Source organism: Nocardioides panzhihuensis, from assembly GCF_013408335.1.
In the GTDB taxonomy this organism is placed as follows: Bacteria; Actinomycetota; Actinomycetes; order Propionibacteriales; family Nocardioidaceae; genus Nocardioides; species Nocardioides panzhihuensis.
Genome location: NZ_JACBZR010000001.1, coordinates 2,198,403 through 2,213,424, shown reverse-complemented (window position 1 = coordinate 2,213,424; position 15,022 = coordinate 2,198,403). Strand labels below are relative to the sequence as shown.

At 69.4% G+C, this 15,022-nt stretch carries 17 protein-coding genes; 11 read left to right on the top strand and 6 right to left on the bottom strand.

Annotated features, from left to right (window positions below):
* Window positions 1-3: 3 nt before the first annotated feature.
* Window positions 4-966: a Zn-ribbon domain-containing OB-fold protein gene (locus BJ988_RS10505; RefSeq protein WP_179657936.1), complete on the bottom strand. Its 963-nt coding sequence runs from the start codon at window positions 964-966 to the stop codon at window positions 4-6.
* Between the two features lie 58 nt (window positions 967-1,024).
* Between BJ988_RS10505 and BJ988_RS10500 the strand changes: the two genes are divergently transcribed.
* The 5 genes from BJ988_RS10500 to fadD8 all read left to right on the top strand — a co-directional run bounded on the left by BJ988_RS10500 (window position 1,025) and on the right by fadD8 (window position 6,581).
* On the top strand, window positions 1,025-2,074 hold the full coding sequence (locus BJ988_RS10500; protein ID WP_218860737.1) for an LLM class F420-dependent oxidoreductase: 1,050 nt from the start codon (window positions 1,025-1,027) through the stop codon (window positions 2,072-2,074).
* 43 nt (window positions 2,075-2,117) lie between these two features.
* On the top strand, window positions 2,118-2,975 hold the full coding sequence (locus BJ988_RS10495) for an SDR family oxidoreductase (RefSeq protein WP_179657935.1): 858 nt from the start codon (window positions 2,118-2,120) through the stop codon (window positions 2,973-2,975).
* Window positions 2,972-4,207: an NADH:flavin oxidoreductase gene (locus BJ988_RS10490; RefSeq protein WP_179657934.1), complete on the top strand. Its 1,236-nt coding sequence runs from the start codon at window positions 2,972-2,974 to the stop codon at window positions 4,205-4,207. Before BJ988_RS10495 ends, BJ988_RS10490 begins: the two co-directional genes overlap by 4 nt.
* Before the next feature lie 20 nt (window positions 4,208-4,227).
* Window positions 4,228-4,938 (top strand): PaaI family thioesterase, encoded by a 711-nt coding sequence (locus tag BJ988_RS10485; RefSeq protein ID WP_246321456.1) that lies wholly within the window; start codon window positions 4,228-4,230, stop codon window positions 4,936-4,938.
* 68 nt (window positions 4,939-5,006) lie between these two features.
* On the top strand, window positions 5,007-6,581 hold the full coding sequence (fadD8, locus tag BJ988_RS10480; RefSeq protein WP_179657932.1) for a fatty-acid--CoA ligase FadD8: 1,575 nt from the start codon (window positions 5,007-5,009) through the stop codon (window positions 6,579-6,581).
* A 1-nt stretch (window position 6,582) separates the two neighbouring features.
* Here the strand turns inward: fadD8 and BJ988_RS10475 are convergent, their stop codons facing one another.
* The gene (locus BJ988_RS10475) at window positions 6,583-6,834 is read right to left on the bottom strand and encodes a DUF4242 domain-containing protein (protein ID WP_179657931.1); all 252 of its coding nucleotides are present in this window, start codon (window positions 6,832-6,834) and stop codon (window positions 6,583-6,585) included.
* A gap of 113 nt (window positions 6,835-6,947) precedes the next feature.
* Window positions 6,948-7,532, bottom strand: coding sequence for a dihydrofolate reductase family protein (locus BJ988_RS10470; protein WP_179657930.1), 585 nt, complete (start codon window positions 7,530-7,532; stop codon window positions 6,948-6,950).
* Between the two features lie 110 nt (window positions 7,533-7,642).
* Here BJ988_RS10470 and BJ988_RS10465 point away from each other — a divergent pair, with 110 nt between their 5' ends.
* Window positions 7,643-8,266: a cytochrome b gene (locus BJ988_RS10465; RefSeq protein WP_179657929.1), complete on the top strand. Its 624-nt coding sequence runs from the start codon at window positions 7,643-7,645 to the stop codon at window positions 8,264-8,266.
* 3 nt (window positions 8,267-8,269) lie between these two features.
* Here the strand turns inward: BJ988_RS10465 and BJ988_RS10460 are convergent, their stop codons facing one another.
* Window positions 8,270-9,091: a crotonase/enoyl-CoA hydratase family protein gene (locus BJ988_RS10460; protein WP_179657928.1), complete on the bottom strand. Its 822-nt coding sequence runs from the start codon at window positions 9,089-9,091 to the stop codon at window positions 8,270-8,272.
* Window positions 9,092-9,138: 47 nt separating this feature from the next.
* Here BJ988_RS10460 and BJ988_RS10455 point away from each other — a divergent pair, with 47 nt between their 5' ends.
* The 4 genes from BJ988_RS10455 (at window position 9,139) to BJ988_RS10440 (ending at window position 13,198) form a co-directional block, all read left to right on the top strand.
* Entirely contained in the window at window positions 9,139-10,803 is a 1,665-nt protein-coding gene (locus tag BJ988_RS10455; RefSeq protein ID WP_179657927.1) for an acyl-CoA synthetase, read from the top strand.
* Window positions 10,800-11,909, top strand: coding sequence for an NAD(P)H-dependent flavin oxidoreductase (locus BJ988_RS10450; protein WP_218860735.1), 1,110 nt, complete (start codon window positions 10,800-10,802; stop codon window positions 11,907-11,909). Before BJ988_RS10455 ends, BJ988_RS10450 begins: the two co-directional genes overlap by 4 nt.
* A gap of 169 nt (window positions 11,910-12,078) precedes the next feature.
* Window positions 12,079-12,900, top strand: a complete 822-nt coding sequence (locus tag BJ988_RS10445; RefSeq protein WP_179657926.1) for an alpha/beta fold hydrolase — start codon at window positions 12,079-12,081, stop codon at window positions 12,898-12,900.
* A 4-nt stretch (window positions 12,901-12,904) separates the two neighbouring features.
* Window positions 12,905-13,198, top strand: coding sequence for a P-loop NTPase family protein (locus tag BJ988_RS10440; protein WP_179657925.1), 294 nt, complete (start codon window positions 12,905-12,907; stop codon window positions 13,196-13,198).
* 49 nt (window positions 13,199-13,247) lie between these two features.
* Here the strand turns inward: BJ988_RS10440 and BJ988_RS10435 are convergent, their stop codons facing one another.
* Window positions 13,248-13,751 (bottom strand): hypothetical protein, encoded by a 504-nt coding sequence (locus BJ988_RS10435; RefSeq protein WP_179657924.1) that lies wholly within the window; start codon window positions 13,749-13,751, stop codon window positions 13,248-13,250.
* 92 nt (window positions 13,752-13,843) lie between these two features.
* Between BJ988_RS10435 and BJ988_RS10430 the strand changes: the two genes are divergently transcribed.
* Window positions 13,844-14,281 (top strand): hypothetical protein, encoded by a 438-nt coding sequence (locus BJ988_RS10430; protein ID WP_179657923.1) that lies wholly within the window; start codon window positions 13,844-13,846, stop codon window positions 14,279-14,281.
* Window positions 14,282-14,328: 47 nt separating this feature from the next.
* Here the strand turns inward: BJ988_RS10430 and BJ988_RS10425 are convergent, their stop codons facing one another.
* Complete coding sequence (locus BJ988_RS10425; RefSeq protein ID WP_179657922.1) at window positions 14,329-14,988, bottom strand: hypothetical protein; 660 nt, start codon at window positions 14,986-14,988, stop codon at window positions 14,329-14,331.
* Window positions 14,989-15,022 lie beyond the last annotated feature (34 nt).

Genomic DNA, 15,022 nt, shown 5'->3' with positions numbered 1-15,022 from the left:
TCCTCACAGGTGGTGCTTGTAGCTGTCGAAGTCCGCGTCCGGCTCATCTGTCGGCGCGAAGTGGCTGATGTTCTCGATGCTGGTGACCCACTCGTCGCGCGGCTTCCAGACGGCCTTGACCCGCATCCCCATCCGGACCTCATCGGCCGGTATGTCCAGGATCAGGTGCTGCAGCGCGATGTCGGCGCCGTCGAGGAGGACGTACGCGGAGACGTACGGCGGCTTGATCTTCTGCCCCAGGAACGGGACGTTGACGACGCAGAAGGTGGTCACCGTGCCGACGTGGGAGAGCTCGATCTCCTCCGCGGTCGGCACGCCGTCGGTCGGGCAGGCGCCGCGCGGCGGGACGTAGACCTTCTGGCACTTCGGGCAGCGCTGGCCAAGGATCCGGCCCTCGGCCAGACCGCGGAAGAACGAGGACTCCTCCGGAGAGGCCGCGTATTGGTAGTCGAGGCTGACCGGTGTCACGATCCGGCTGACGGGATCGCTGGTCGAGCCGCTGGAGCCGCTAGGCGGAGGCGTGTCGAGACCAACAGAGTCGGGTACGAACGTGAGGTCGGTGACCGCCCCGGTCCGCTCCTCGGCCCACTTCACGCGGACCTTCATCCCGGTCTCGATCTCCTCAGAGGAGGAGACGTCGACGGCGTGCAGCCAGGGGACGTCGGCGCCGTCGATGGTGATCAGGGCGTACGCGAACGGCCTGTCGAACGGTTGGCCGGCGACGGGCTCGCTGACCCATGTCCAGGAGGTGACCGTCCCGGTGTCGGGGAGCTCGACGAACTCGGTGACGGCCTGGTGGCTGATCGGATCGTATTCGGGTGGCGGGACCGCGACTCGACCGTCGCTGAGACGGCCGCCGACGACGGTGGCGTCCCTCAGGCCGGTGAAGAAGCGCCCTAGCACCGGGCCGGTGGATCTGGTGTAGTCAAAGGCGACCGTCACGGGCGCCTGCAAGGTGCGACTCATGACAGAAAGTGAAACACGTTCTAGTATTGGTCACAACCTTTACGTGACGAAGGAGTCGATGAGAGTGAAGCTGGGGCTACAGCTGGGCTATTGGGGCGCACAGCCGCCGACCGGCGTGGGCGAGCTGGTCGCCGCCGCCGAGGAGGCCGGGTTCGACGCGATATTCACCGCGGAGGCCTGGGGGAGCGATGCGCTCACGCCGCTGGCCTGGTGGGGCCGGGAGACCTCCCGGGTCCGCCTCGGCACCTCGATCGTGCAGATGTCGGGACGTACGCCGACCTCGATCGCGATGCACGCGCTGACCATCGACCATCTCTCCGGTGGCCGGTTCGTCCTGGGGCTCGGGGTGAGCGGTCCGCAGGTGGTGGAGGGGTGGTACGGCCAGCCGTTCGGCAAGCCGCTGGCTCGCACCCGCGAGGTCGTCTCGATCATCCGCCAGGTGCTCGCCCGCGAGGCGCCGGTCACCAACGACGGGCCGCACTACCCGCTGCCCTTCGCAGGTGATGGCTCGGTCGGGCTCGGCAAGCCGCTCAAGTCGATCGTGCATCCGCTGCGCTCCGACATCCCGATCTGGCTCGGTGCGGAGGGGCCGAAGAACGTCGCCCAGACCGCCGAGATCGCCGACGGCTGGATCCCGATCTTCTATACGCCCAGGTCTGCCCCGATGTATGCGGACTGGCTGGCCGAGGGCTTCGCGCGCCCCGGCGCGCGGCGTACGGCCGACGACTTCGAGATCGCCGCGACCTGCCACCTCCAGGTCGTCGCCGACGCGGAGGAGAAGCAGGCCGCGCTCGACGCGATGAAGCCATTCGTGGCGCTCTACATGGGCGGCATGGGCGCCAAGGAGCAGAACTTCCACAACCAGGTCTTCGAGCGGATGGGCTACGCCGAGCTCGCCGGCCAGGTCCAGGCCCTCTATCTGACCGGCGAGAAGGCGAAGGCCACCGCGCTCATCCCCGACGAGCTCGTCGACGACCTGCACATCATCGGCACCGAGGGCGAGGTGCGCGAGAGGGCGGCGCAGTGGGAGGAGACCGGTGTGACCACTCTGCTGCTGAGCCTCGGCTCGGCCGCCGAGGTGCACCGCATCGCCGAGGTGCTCGGGTGAGGGCGATACCCTCCCTGGGGCCATCCTCGAGGATCGCCCGCTGATGGCGGTCTACGCCGTCACCGGCTCGGCCTCGGGCATGGGAGCCGCCGTCGTCGAGCGGCTCACCGCGGCCGGGCACCGGGTCGTGACCGTCGACATCGCCGAAGCCGATGTCGTGGCCGACCTGTCGACGCCGGAGGGCCGCCGAGATGCCACCGAGAAGGTGCTCGCCGCCTGCGGCGGCCGGCTCGACGGGGCGGTCCTGGCGGCCGGCCTCGGGCCGGCGCCGGGGCGCGAGCGACCCTCCCTGATCACCCAGGTCAACTACTTCGGCGTCGTCGAGCTCCTCCAGGGGTGGCGCGAGGCGCTGGCTGCCACGGGCGATGCCAAGGTCGTGGTCTTCTCGAGCAACTCGAGCACGACCATGCCACTGGTCCCCAGCCGGGCGGTGGCGGCGCTGCTGGCGGGCGACGCGGAGCGGGCGCTGAAGGCGTACCGAATGTTCGGGAAGGGCGCACCGGCGATGGCCTACGGCGGCTCGAAGGTCGCCGTGACCCGCTGGGTGCGGCGGCGTGCGGTCGAGCCGGAGTGGGTGAGAGCCGGGATCCGGCTCAATGCGATCGCGCCCGGAGCGGTGCTGACGCCGCTGCTGGAGAGGCAGCTCGCGACGCCGGAGGAGGCGAAGGCGATCAGGTCGTTCCCGGTTCCGGCCGGCGGCTACGGCGACCCGGGGCTGCTCGCCGACTGGGTGATCCACATGCTGGGCCCGGCCGCGGACTTCATGGTCGGCAGCGTCGTCGTGGTCGACGGCGGCACCGACGCGTGGTTCCGGGCCGACGACTGGCCGCGGCCGGTGCCCGCCCGGCGACTGCGGAGCTATCTGCGCAGGATGCGCGAGTTCAGGAGGGCGCGCCCATGACCGACACCACGACCGATCCGCTCGCACCGGCGAGCCTGGGGCCGGTGACGCTGCGCAACCGGGTGATCAAGGCGGCGACCTTCGAGGGCGCCTCGCCCGGGGCGCTGGTCTCGGACCGGCTGATCGACTACCACCTGGCCGTCGCCGAGGGCGGTGTCGGGATGACCACGGTCGCCTACCTCGCGGTGGCCCCGGAGGGGCGTACGCATGCCGACTGCATCTACTGGCGACCGGAGGCGCTGGCCGGCCTGCGACGGCTGACCGACCAGATCCACAAGACCGGGGCCAAGGTCTCGGCCCAGATCGGCCACGCCGGACCGGTGGCCAACGCGAAGTCCAACGGAGCACCGTCACTGGCGCCGGCGCGGTCGTTCAACGCGCTCGGGATGGCGTTCAACCGGGCCGCCACCGCGGATGATCTGGCGCGGGTCGTGGAGCAGCACGCCGACGCAGCCCGGATGGCGATCGAGACCGGGTTCGACGCGATCGAGGTGCACCTCGGCCACAACTACCTGCCGAGCGCCTTCCTGAGCCCACGGCTGAACCCGCGCACCGACGAGTTCGGCGGATCGCTGGCCAACCGGGCCTCCTTCCCGCGCCGCATCCTGGCCGCCGTCCGGGAAGCGGTCGCCGAGGTCGGAGGCGGTCAGGTCGGGGTGCTCGCCAAGATGAACATGCGTGACGGCTACCGAGGCGGGTTCGACCTGCCGGAGTCGGTCGAGCTCGCCCGTCTCCTGGAGTCCGACGGCCACCTCGATGCGCTCGAGCTCACCGGCGGCTCCTCGTTCATGAACCCGATGTATCTCTTCCGTGGCGAGGCTCCCTACCGCGAGATGGCTGCGAACATGCCGCTGCACCCGGTGATCAGGATGGGCATGAGGATGGTGGGGAAGGGGTTCTTCAAGGAGTACCCCTACAAGCCGCTCTACTTCCTCGACAGTGCTCGCGAGTTCCGCCGCGCGCTCACGATGCCGCTCGTGCTCCTCGGCGGGGTCACCGACCTCTCCGGGATGCGCACCGCCATGGACGAGGGCTTCGAGTACGTCGCGATGGCCCGCGCGCTGCTCCGCGAGCCGGACCTGGTCAACCGGCTCCGGGACGAGCCTGCGACCGTGTCGGGGTGCACCCACTGCAACCTGTGCATGTCGACCATCTATCCGGGGACCCACTGCCATCTCGACACCGAGCACGTCTACGGTGAGGCTCACCCGCTCCCGCTGTCCCCATCCTGAAGGCGAGGACCCCTATGTCGATGCACTACGGACGTGCCCACCACCCGAAGGCTCCTCCGGGTTACGTCCACGACGACATGACCAAGACGGAGATCAAGGAGCGGGAGGCCAGCCTGGTCCCGCTGACCGACTCGGTGCGCAGGCTCGTCGACGCCGTCGTACGCACCCAGGTCGAGGACTCGGTCCTCGATGACGTACGCAGCCGGATCGAGGCGCTGACCGATGAGCTGCTCGCCGACGCGCTGCCGGGCCCGCACGGGGTCCGGTTCGGGCCGGACGGCGGCTTCCGCAACTACGGCAACCCGGTGGTCGGGAAGGGGAACGCCTTCGCCCCGCCGCTGGAGGTCCAGCGTGACGGCGCGGACGTCTGGGCCGACTTCTCACTCGGCCCGGCCTACGAGGGCCCACCGGGACTGGTCCACGGCGGGGTCTCGGCGCTGATCCTGGACCAGCTGCTCGGCGAGGCCGCCTCGGCCGGTGGCCGGCCCGGGATGACCGGCACCCTGACGATCGTCTACAAGCACGGGACTCCGCTGGGTCCGCTGCGCGGCGAGGCCAGGATCGAGTCGAGTGAAGGTGTGAAGTCGGTCGTACGCGGCCGGCTGCTGACCCGGCCGGCCGACGGCTCGGAGCCGGTGCTGTGCGTCGAGGCCGAGGGGATCTTCATCCTGCCGCGGTGGGCACGCGAGGCGATGGCTGCCGCGGACCGGGACCACGTCGGCGACGCCTGACCGGCGAGCGGCGACCCGGGCCTGCTCCACCTCTAGAACACGTTCTAGTTTCGCGGTAAGGTGCCGCCATGGATACCAGCCGCATCGGTCCCCACAACGGTCATCTGATGGTCTCGGCGCTGCAGCGCCACAAGAGCCGTCCGATCATGCATCTCGGTGAGGTGAGCCTGACCGGGGGAGAGGTCGCGGCGCGGATCAGCCAGTACGTCCAGGCGTTCGAGGCGCTCGGTGCCGGCACCGGCACGGCGACCGCGCTGCTCGCGCTCAACCGCCCCGAGGTGCTCTTCATCCTCGGTGCGGGCCAGACCCAGGGCTTCCAGCGGACATCGCTGCACCCGCTGGGCAGCGCCGAGGACCAGGCGTACGTCATCAACGACGCCGGGATCACCGGGCTGGTCATCGACCCCTACTTCGCCGATCGAGCGGTCGAGCTGCTCGAGCTGTGCCCGGATCTCAAGCAGGTGCTCACCATCGGTCCGGTGCCTCCGCAGCTGGCCGACGTCGGCGTCGACCTGGTCGCCGCGGCGGCGACCTACCCGGTCGAGCCCCTCCGGGCCCGGCTGCTGCCACCGGACCACGTCACCTCGATCACCTACACCGGCGGCACGACCGGGAAGCCGAAGGGCGTGATCGGGCTGTCCGGGTCCTTCGCCACGATGACCCAGGTGCAGCTCTCGGAGTGGGAGTGGCCCGAGGCGCCCCGCTTCCTGATGTGCACGCCGCTCTCGCACGCCGGTGCTGCCTTCTTCGTCCCGGTCGTGATCAAGGGCGGCACGCTGTTCGTGCTCCCGAAGTTCGATCCGGCCGAGGTGCTGGAGACGATCGAGCGGGAGCGGATCTCCTCGCTCATGGTGGTGCCGACGATGCTCTACGCGCTCCTGGACCACCCCGACTCCCGCACCCGCGACCTCTCCTCGCTCGAGACCGTCTACTACGGCGCCTCGGCGATCAACCCGGTGCGCCTGGCCGAGGCGATCGAGCGGTTCGGACCGATCTTCGCGCAGTACTACGGCCAGTCCGAGGCGCCGATGGCGATCACGTACTTCGCCAAGGGTGACCACGTCGATACCGACGGGAAGCCGCTCACCCATCGCCTCACCTCCTGCGGTCGCCCCTCCGCGCTGGTGCGGACGGCTCTGCTCGATGCCGACGGCGAGCCCGTCGCTCCCGGCGAGCCCGGCGAGATCTGCGTCGCCGGCCCGCTGCTCTCCGGTGGCTACTGGCAGCTGCCCGAGGTCACCGCCGAGACATTCCGCGATGGCTGGATGCACACCGGCGACGTGGCCCGGGAGGACGAGGACGGCTTCTGGTACATCGTCGACCGCACCAAGGACATGATCGTCACCGGCGGATTCAACGTCTTCCCCCGCGAGGTCGAGGACGTCGTCGCGACCCACCCCGCCGTCGCCCAGGTCGCCGTGATCGGCACCCCGCACGAGAAGTTCGGCGAGGCCGTCACCGCGGTGGTGGTCCCGCGCCCCGGAGCCGACCTCTCCGACGAGGTCGTCGCCGAGATCGAGGCCCTGGTCAAGGAGAAGAAGGGCTCGGTGCACGTGCCCAAGTCGGTCATCGAGGTCGACGCCATCCCGATGACCGCCCTCGGAAAGCCGGACAAGAAGGCCCTCCGCGCCCGATTCGCCTAGCTCAGGATCCCTCCATCACCGGGTGGACCTCGTCTGCGACCAAGCCGTGCGCGTCGCGGTGCACTCCGCTGGCGGCCTCGGCGTCCGGCGCCTCGACCAAGCAGAAGATCTTGCCGCCGGCCTCGTCGACCCAGTAGCGCAGGTACTCGACTCCGCGACCTTCCTGGGTCGCGAGGTCTGCCTGGTGCGCCTTGGTGACGTCGTCGATGCTGACGCCGCCCTCGATGTTGTGAACGTCCATGAAGAGAGCCATGGTCTGCTCCTCGGGGTGAGTGGCGGGTGACTCCCGCCTCTTTGACGCTAGGCGCCGCGCGTCCCGGAGCCGGGTGGTGCCCTCAACACCCCTTCAATTGGGGAGATTGACTCCTACCTGTCGGTGTAGCGCACCACGTACCGGAGGTGGGTCACCCCGCGGCCCTCGAGGCGACGGGTCAGCTCGAGCTCGACGGGCCCGACGCCGACATCGGGGAAGAGCCGTCTCCCGGCGCCGAGGAGCACCGGCACGAGATGGATTTCGATCTCGTCGAGCTGGCGGGCGGCGAGGAGCGCCTGGGCGACGCCGGCGCCGTGTGCCATGACGGCCCTGTCACCTGACGCCGCTCGGGCCTCGTCGGCGCACCGGTCGACGTCGGTGAAGTAGCGGACACCGCCCGGCGGCACGTCGTCGGGATGGTGGGTGAGCACATGGATCGGCACGCCGTCGTGGTGGTCGCCGCCCCATCGGTCGGCGAGCTCATACGTACGCCGCCCGGAGATCAGCGCCCCAGTGGCGAGGTACTCGCGGTAGACGTCACCGTTCACGCCGGCGCCGTGGCGGTCGTCGAGCCAGTCGAAGATCCGTCCGCCGCCCCGGCCGAGTCCCTGGCCGTGGTGATCGTCAGGGCCGGTCACGAATCCGTCCAGAGTCATGGACATGGTCAGACGGACGGGCGTACGCGAGATGTCGGACATGGATCCTCCTGCTGGTCATGCGCCGCGGATGGCGACGCTCACCAACACCACGATCGGAATCGTGCCGATCCGACACGACGAGCTCGGTGCTCCCGTTACGCTGCCTCTCGATGTCAGGCGCGAGGGCAACGGGCTATGGGGTCGTCGCCAAGACCCTGCACTGGCTGACCGTTGCCGCCTTTGTGCTGCAGTTCGCGGTCGGCTACATCATGTCGACAGAGACCGACTGTGACCCGCCGGGGGAGGACCGCGGTGGCGGTGACGCCTCCGAGGTCGAGGAGGAGCGGTTCGACCGTCTCGAGGAGGCATGCGAGGCCCGTGAGGCGGACCCGCTCGCCGCTGCCTGGGGCGACCTGTGGGGCGGGGGCATCCGCGTCGACGCCATCAGCCTTCCCGAGCTGCACATCCTGCTCGGTCTGGCGATCCTGCTGCTCGGCGGCCTTCGAGTGGCCTGGCGCATGATCGCCCCGCTGCCCCCGTGGGACCCGCGGCTCACGGCGAGAGACCGGCGGACGGCTCATGTCACCGAGCGTGTGCTGATCGCACTGATGTTCTTGGTCCCGCTCACCGGCATCGCGCTGGTCGCTGTCTCCGACGGCCTGGTCGCGCTGCACGTGGCCGCCCACATCGCGTTCTTCGTCGCGCTGGGAGCCCATGTGCTCCTGATGCTGAGCCGTGGGCTGCTTCCGCGGATGCTGCCGGGGACTGCGTACGTCTCGAAGGATCGGGGCTGAGACTCAGCGGCCGTTGAACTCGGGCTTGCGCTTCTCCAGGAAGGCCTTGGGGCCCTCCTTGGCGTCCTCGGAGGCGAAGACCGCGGCGCCGACCTTGGCGTCGTCCGCCCAGCACTCGTCCTCGTGCTTGCCCTCGGACTCGCGCATCGTACGCAGGATCGCCTGCACCGCGAGCGGACCGTTGGCGGCGATCATGTCGGCGAGCTCGTGGGCCTTCTCGAGTGCGGTGCCGTCGGGGACGACGTGCCCGATGAGGCCGAGCTCCTTGGCCTCGGGGGCCTTCAACGTACGTCCGGTCAGGAGCAGTTCGGCGGCGACGGTGTAGGGGATCTGGCGGGGGAGGCGGACCGCGGAGCCGCCCATCGGGTAGAGCGACCAGCGGGCCTCGGCCACGCCGAACTTCGCAGACTCTCCGGCGACCCGGATGTCGGTGCCCTGCAGGATCTCGGTGCCGCCGGCGATGGCGGGACCTTCGACGGCGGCGATCAGGGGCTTGGTGAGCCGGAAGCCCTTCAGGAGCCCCTTGAGCACGGTCGGGTCGAAGCCCTCGTCGAAGGACTCCGAGGGCGGCTTCTCGTCGGCCGCCTTCAGGTCCATCCCGGCACAGAAGTAGCCGCCGGCGCCGGTCAGGATGCAGACCCGGATCTCCGGGTCGGAGTTCACCCGGTCCCAGGCGTCCTCCATGATCCGCAGCATCTCGGAGGAGAGCGCGTTGCGACGCTCGGGACGGTTCATCGTGACGATGAGCTTGTGGCCGTCCTGCTCGACGATCGCGTGCGGTGCGGCCTCGGCCGAGGAACCGGCGGAAGATTCTGTGATCGGCATAACACCAGACCCTAGCGGAAAACTGAAACGTGTTCTAGTCTCGCTCCATGGCGCTGAACCTTGCTGACCTCTTCGAACACGCCGTCGACGCCGCGCCTGAGAAGGTGTCGGTCCAAGTCGGCGACCGCAAAGTGACCTACGCAGAGCTCGAGCGTGAGTCCAACAAGCTGGCCCACCACCTGGCCGGCCAGGGGATCGGGAAGGGCGATCACGTCGGGCTCTACTCCAAGAACTCCGTCGAGCACGTCATCGCCCTGCTCGCCATCCTCAAGATCCGTGCCGTGGCGATCAACGTGAACTACCGCTACGTCGCCGGCGAGCTGGAGTACCTCTTCGGGAACGCCGATCTCAAGGCCCTGGTCCACGACCGTGTCTATGCGCCGCTGGTCGCCGAGGTCGCCCCCAAGCTGGCGGGGCTGAAGACGTTCGTGGCCGTCCCGAACTCGCTCGAGCCCGACGACGACTCCGACCTGAGCCCGTTCGGCGGCGTCACGCTCGAGGAGGCCCTGGCCGGACAGTCCGACGCCCGCGACTTCGGCGAGCGCAGCCCCGACGACATCCACGTCATCTACACCGGTGGCACCACCGGCTTCCCCAAGGGCGTGATGTGGCGCCACGAGGACTTCTGGCGTGTGCTCGGCGGCGGCATCGACTTCATGACGGGGGTGCCGCTGGAGGAGTACGACCAGTCCAAGCAGGCCGCCGGCGACGGGCTCATCACCCTCCCGCTGAGCCCGCTGATGCACGGCGGCGCGCAGGCCTCGCTCCTGATGCATCTCTTCGCCGGCCAGGTCACGATCCTGGAGCCCAAGTTCGACCCGGTGAAGACCTGGGAGCTCATCGACCGCGAGAAGGTCCAGATGATGTTCATGACCGGTGATGCGATGGCGGTGCCGCTCATCGACGCCTACGAGGCCGGTCCCGGAGACGGGCGGAGCTTCGACGGTCAGTCGCTCTTCGCCATCGCCTCCAGCGCCGCGATCTTCTCCAAGTCGGTCAAGGAACGCTGGATGAGCCACTTCCCGAACGCGGTCTTCACCGACTCGGTCGGCTCGACCGAGACGGGCTTCCAGGGCACCGGGCTGCAGGATGCCTCAGCGCTCTCCACGGACGGACCGGTGGTCACCGCCGGCGGGCACACCGCGGTGATCGGCGACGACGGCCACCCCCTGGACCTGGCCACGGACGTCGGCAAGATCGGCCGCACCGCGCGCAAGGGCCACGTACCGGTCGGCTACTACAAGGACCCGGAGAAGTCGGCGAAGACCTTCGTCGAGATCGACGGCGAGCGCTACGCGATCCCCGGCGACTACGCGCGGATCGAGACCGACAACCGCCTCACCCTCCTCGGGCGAGGCTCCAACTGCATCAACACCGGCGGCGAGAAGGTCTACCCCGAAGAGGTCGAGGCCGCCATCAAGGCACACCCCGACGTCTACGACACGCTCGTCGTGGGGATCCCGGACGAGCGCTACGGCCAGGCCGTCGCCGCGGTCGTCCAGACGCGGCCGGGCGTGACCCTCGAGCTCGAGGACCTGCGTACGTTCCTGCGGGCTCACCTGTCCGGCTACAAGCTTCCGCGCGCGCTGACCATCGTCGACGAGGTGCCCCGCAACGCCACCGGCAAGGCCCAGTACCCCAAGGCCAAGGAGATCGCGCTCGCCACCCAGGCGAGCGCGAACGACGCTGACGCAGAAGGAGCACCAGCATGATCCGTACGGCACTGTGCGAGGCATTCGGGATCGACTACCCGATCTTCGCCTTCACCCCCTCGGAGCACGTGGCCGCGGAGGTCTCCAAGGCCGGCGGGCTGGGCGTCCTGGGCTGCGTACGCTTCAACGACGCCGACGAGCTCGACCGCACCCTGACCTGGATGGACGAGAACACCGACGGCAAGCCCTACGGCGTCGACGTGGTCATGCCGATGAAGGTGCCGACCGAAGGCACCTCGACCGACCTGTCCGCCTACATCCCGGACGAGCACACCGAATGGGTCGACAAGGCCCTGCTCTCGATGGGGGTGCCGCCGCTGCCGGAGGGGGAGGGGCGCGAGGGCGTGCTCGGCTGGCTGCACTCGACCGCCCGCTCGCACGTCGACATCGCGCTGCAGCACCGGCCGGTGCTGATCGCCAACGCGCTCGGCACCCCGCCCAAGGACGTGATCGACAAGGCGCACGAGCACGGGATCAAGGTCGCCGCGCTCGCCGGAGCTCCGAAGCACGCGGTGTCGCACGTCTCCAACGGCGTCGACATCATCGTCGCCCAGGGCTACGAGGCCGGCGGGCACACCGGCGAGATCGCCTCGATGGTGCTGCAGCCCGACATCGTCGACGCGGTCGGGCCCGACGTGCCGGTGCTGGGCGCCGGCGGGATCGGCTCGGGACGTCAGATCGCGGCGTCCCTGGCGCTCGGCGCACAGGGCGTGTGGACCGGCTCCATCTGGCTCGGGACGTCTGAGTATCGCAACCTCAACACCCACGCCGGCTGGGAGAGCGCGTTCACCCGCGCCACCTCCGCCGACACCCGCCGGATGAGGATCTACACCGGCAAGCCCGCCCGGCTGCTGAAGTCGAAGTGGACCGACGCCTGGGAGGCCGAGGGCTCGCCGGTACCGCTGCCGATGCCGCTGCAGAACCTGCTCGTCTCCGACGCCCACAACCGCATCAACGCCGCCGGGGACCCCGACGTCGTCGCGATGCCGGTCGGGCAGATCGTCGGCCGGATGAACGAGGTACGTCCTGTCGCCGAGGTCATGGCCGACCTCATCGCCGAGTTCGAGGCCACGGTCAAGCGTCTGGACGCGATCGCGGAGGGATAGACCGCAGTATCCGCGAAGGCGCCGGCTCGAAGGATCGAGCCGGCGCCTTTCTGTGCCCGCGTCGTATCCAGCGTTACGACGCTGCACTATCGCACATGCTGATCGCCGGGCCGGCTGATGCACAGCGCAACCCGCGCCGGAGAGGGGAGCGTCCTGACAGGATGGACGCGTGACGATCTCGAGCTACGTACGTGATGGACTCACCTTCGACGTGATCGACTCGGGACCCGTCGACGGCGACCCGGTCGTGCTCCTACACGGCTTCCCGGAGCGGGCGACCTGCTGGCGGGAGGTGTCGCCGATCCTGCACGACGCCGGTTTCCGGACCATCGCCCCGGATCAGCGCGGCTACTCGCCGGGTGCCCGGCCGCGTACGCGTCTCGGCTACCGCGCCGGCGAGCTGGTCGAGGACGTGGTCGCGCTCATCGACGAGATCGGCCGCCCGGTGCACCTGGCCGGCCACGACTGGGGGAGCGCGGTCGGTTGGGGAGTGGCGGCCGAGCGGCCCGACCTGGTCCGCAGCTGGACCGCGATGTCGGTGCCGCACCCGGTCCCGTTCGCGCGGTCGATGAAGGGTCCGCAGCTGCGCAAGTCGGCCTACATGGCCTTCTTCAACATCCCGTTCCTCCCCGAGCTGGTCTCCGGCCGCGGCGGCCGGATGGAGCGGATGATGCGGGGGAGCGGCTGGAACGAAGAGGACGTCGAGCGCTTTCGCCAGGAGATCGTCGACTACGGCGCTCTCCCCGGCGCCCTCGGCTGGTACCGCGCCCTCCTTCTGGCTCCGCGAGTCGGCCGGGTCCCGGTGCCGACGACGATGCTCTGGAGCGATGGCGACGTCGCCATCGGGCGTTCCGCGCTGGAGGGCAACGAGGACTCCGTCACCGGGCCCTACGAGCTCATCGAGCTCCCCGGGGTCAGCCACTGGATCCCCACCAAGGCCCCCGAAGCCGCCGCCTCGGCGATTCTCGGCACGATCGCGAAGGCTGCCTAGTGCTGTGAGCGGTCTGCCGACCCGGATCGCGGTGGCGGGCGTGTCCGGTTCCGGGAAGTCAACCCTCGCGAAGCGCATCAGCGACCGCCTGGGCATCCCGTACGTGGAGCTCGACTCCCTTCATCACGGACCTGACTGGACTCCGCGACCCGAGTTCGTCGCCGACGTCCGTGCCCTCGTCGCGCGGCCGGCGTGGGTGAGCGAACTCCAGTACGCCACCGCGAAGCCGCTGGTCCGGGTGCGGTCACGCCGTGCAGCCCGCCGGTGGCTCGCCTCGATGACCAAGGCGAGCCGGTAGTCCGACCTTGAGAGCCTGAACCGGATGACGGCCGCAGCCGTCATCCGGTTCAGCCGACGGTCGGGGAGGTCGACCGCGCTGTGGTGTCGCGAGCCGTGATCGCACCGCTGACACTGCGGATCGCGGTGCGGATCATGTCACCGTACGGTCCGTCCGGGAGCGCGACGGAATGCTCCTCGGCTCTGCCGAGGTGGTCCGCGGCAGCGTCGAAGGCAGCCAGGCGGCGAAGGTTGTCGGCGATGTTGAGGTGCAGGCTCGGATAGAAGCCGGCGACCTGAAGGCTCGCATCGTGCTCCTGCGCGCGCTGGTCGGTGAGCGCATCGGCGGCATCGAGGGCGCGTACGTCCCAGACCAGCGCCTCGGCCGGGTCGGCGTAGAGGTCGGCGAGATAGTGGGCCAGGGTGCACCGGTGGAACGGGTCTCCCAGCACCCCGACATCGCGCCAGATCGCAAGCAGCTCCTGACGCGCGCTGGTGTCGTCGCCTTCACGACCGAGGGTCACGGCAGCGGTGATGGCGGTCATCGTCGGGTCGGCGGCAGGAGTATCGGTCATGTCCCGATCCTGAGGCTTCGAGCGGCTTGAAGGTCAAAGAGTTGAGTACGCAGACTCATCACGCCGTTCTCCGGAGCCGCAAGACTCGTCGCATGCTCGCCTCAGACCGTCGTGTCAGTGCCCCTTCGCGCCTCACTCGTCTGCCCTGGTTCGCCGGTGCCACGGCCTTGGCGTCCGTGGTGGCTGTCTACGCCCTCGGCAAGCTGGCCATGAACTGGCTCGATGTCTATCTGGTCTTCTTCGGCGAACAGCCGGAGGTCGAATCGTCGAACGTCGTCACCTACCGCGTCTGGGGCGCAATCGCGTTTGTCGCGCTCGTGTCCGGTGTGGTCACACATGTCTTCAACCCGCTCAGGCGAGTGCTCGGCACGGTCTGGCAGACGCTGATGGTCGTCGGCGGCACCGCGATCGTCCTGTTCTGCTACATCCCCGGCGCAGTGGATCTGCCGGCCCCCGAACAGGTGGAGGACGGCTACAGTGCCCCGCCGTGCTATTCCGGCGGTGACAACGAAGAGTGCGTAGGAGGATGACGTGGTGAGCAGGCGTCACGGCCTGCACGGCCATGATCCGAGACAGCCTACGAGCGGCGCTGTGAAGCACGCCAGAGCGCAGCCGCAAGCCACAGCGCCGAGGCCGCGACGAGTACGCCCCAGAGGATCCGCCCCGCCTGCGGGAAGAAGAACTGGGGAAGCATGGTGACCAGGAGAGCGGCGAACGGGACGGCGCCCCACCGGGGCAGGAAACCCGAGCGCCAGACCGCGACTGACGCGAGCACGGCGGCGACGGCGACGAGCAGCAGCCCGATCACGAAGACGGTCATCGCGGTCGGATCGAGGCGGAAGTCGTTGCCCACGTCGGTCAAGCTGGGGTCGCCGTCGGCCAGCGCCCGCTCGCCGATGGCCCTGAGGCCGTAGGTCTCGGCGCCGTAGTAGGAGATGGTCAGGCCGGAGCCGATGTAGCCGACGACGGCGGCAAGATGCGCGGTCCTCTCCTGCGGGCTGCCGTTCAGGAAGCCGCGGATCGCGCCGTAACCGAGCGGGATGAGAATGAGGCCGACGATGGCACTGATGTGCGCCACACTCCACCCGGTGGAGGCCCACGACGCAGCGCCGTCGAGCGTGGTCTCGTCGGCGCGTGGGGCCGCAACCTCGTAGACGGCAAAGAGGATGCCCGCGATCGCGAACGCGACGGCACCCATCCGAGTGCGGTGGTCGGGGGAGACGTCGGGGACAGTCACTGTGAAGCTCCTCAGCGATTTGGCGAGAGCAGTG

Coding starts and splice junctions, on each gene's coding strand:
- BJ988_RS10500 (WP_218860737.1), top strand. CDS start 1,025: ATGAGAGTGAAGCTGGGGCTACAGCTGGGCTATTGGGGCGCACAGCCG.
- BJ988_RS10460 (WP_179657928.1), bottom strand. CDS start 9,091: ATGCCGATCACAGAATCTTCCGCCGGTTCCTCGGCCGAGGCCGCACCG.
- BJ988_RS10450 (WP_218860735.1), top strand. CDS start 10,800: ATGATCCGTACGGCACTGTGCGAGGCATTCGGGATCGACTACCCGATC.
- BJ988_RS10430 (WP_179657923.1), top strand. CDS start 13,844: ATGCTCGCCTCAGACCGTCGTGTCAGTGCCCCTTCGCGCCTCACTCGT.
- fadD8 (WP_179657932.1), top strand. CDS start 5,007: ATGGATACCAGCCGCATCGGTCCCCACAACGGTCATCTGATGGTCTCG.
- BJ988_RS10435 (WP_179657924.1), bottom strand. CDS start 13,751: ATGACCGATACTCCTGCCGCCGACCCGACGATGACCGCCATCACCGCT.
- BJ988_RS10490 (WP_179657934.1), top strand. CDS start 2,972: ATGACCGACACCACGACCGATCCGCTCGCACCGGCGAGCCTGGGGCCG.
- BJ988_RS10465 (WP_179657929.1), top strand. CDS start 7,643: ATGTCAGGCGCGAGGGCAACGGGCTATGGGGTCGTCGCCAAGACCCTG.
- BJ988_RS10485 (WP_246321456.1), top strand. CDS start 4,228: ATGCACTACGGACGTGCCCACCACCCGAAGGCTCCTCCGGGTTACGTC.
- BJ988_RS10455 (WP_179657927.1), top strand. CDS start 9,139: ATGGCGCTGAACCTTGCTGACCTCTTCGAACACGCCGTCGACGCCGCG.
- BJ988_RS10475 (WP_179657931.1), bottom strand. CDS start 6,834: ATGGCTCTCTTCATGGACGTTCACAACATCGAGGGCGGCGTCAGCATC.
- BJ988_RS10470 (WP_179657930.1), bottom strand. CDS start 7,532: ATGTCCGACATCTCGCGTACGCCCGTCCGTCTGACCATGTCCATGACT.
- BJ988_RS10505 (WP_179657936.1), bottom strand. CDS start 966: ATGAGTCGCACCTTGCAGGCGCCCGTGACGGTCGCCTTTGACTACACC.
- BJ988_RS10495 (WP_179657935.1), top strand. CDS start 2,118: ATGGCGGTCTACGCCGTCACCGGCTCGGCCTCGGGCATGGGAGCCGCC.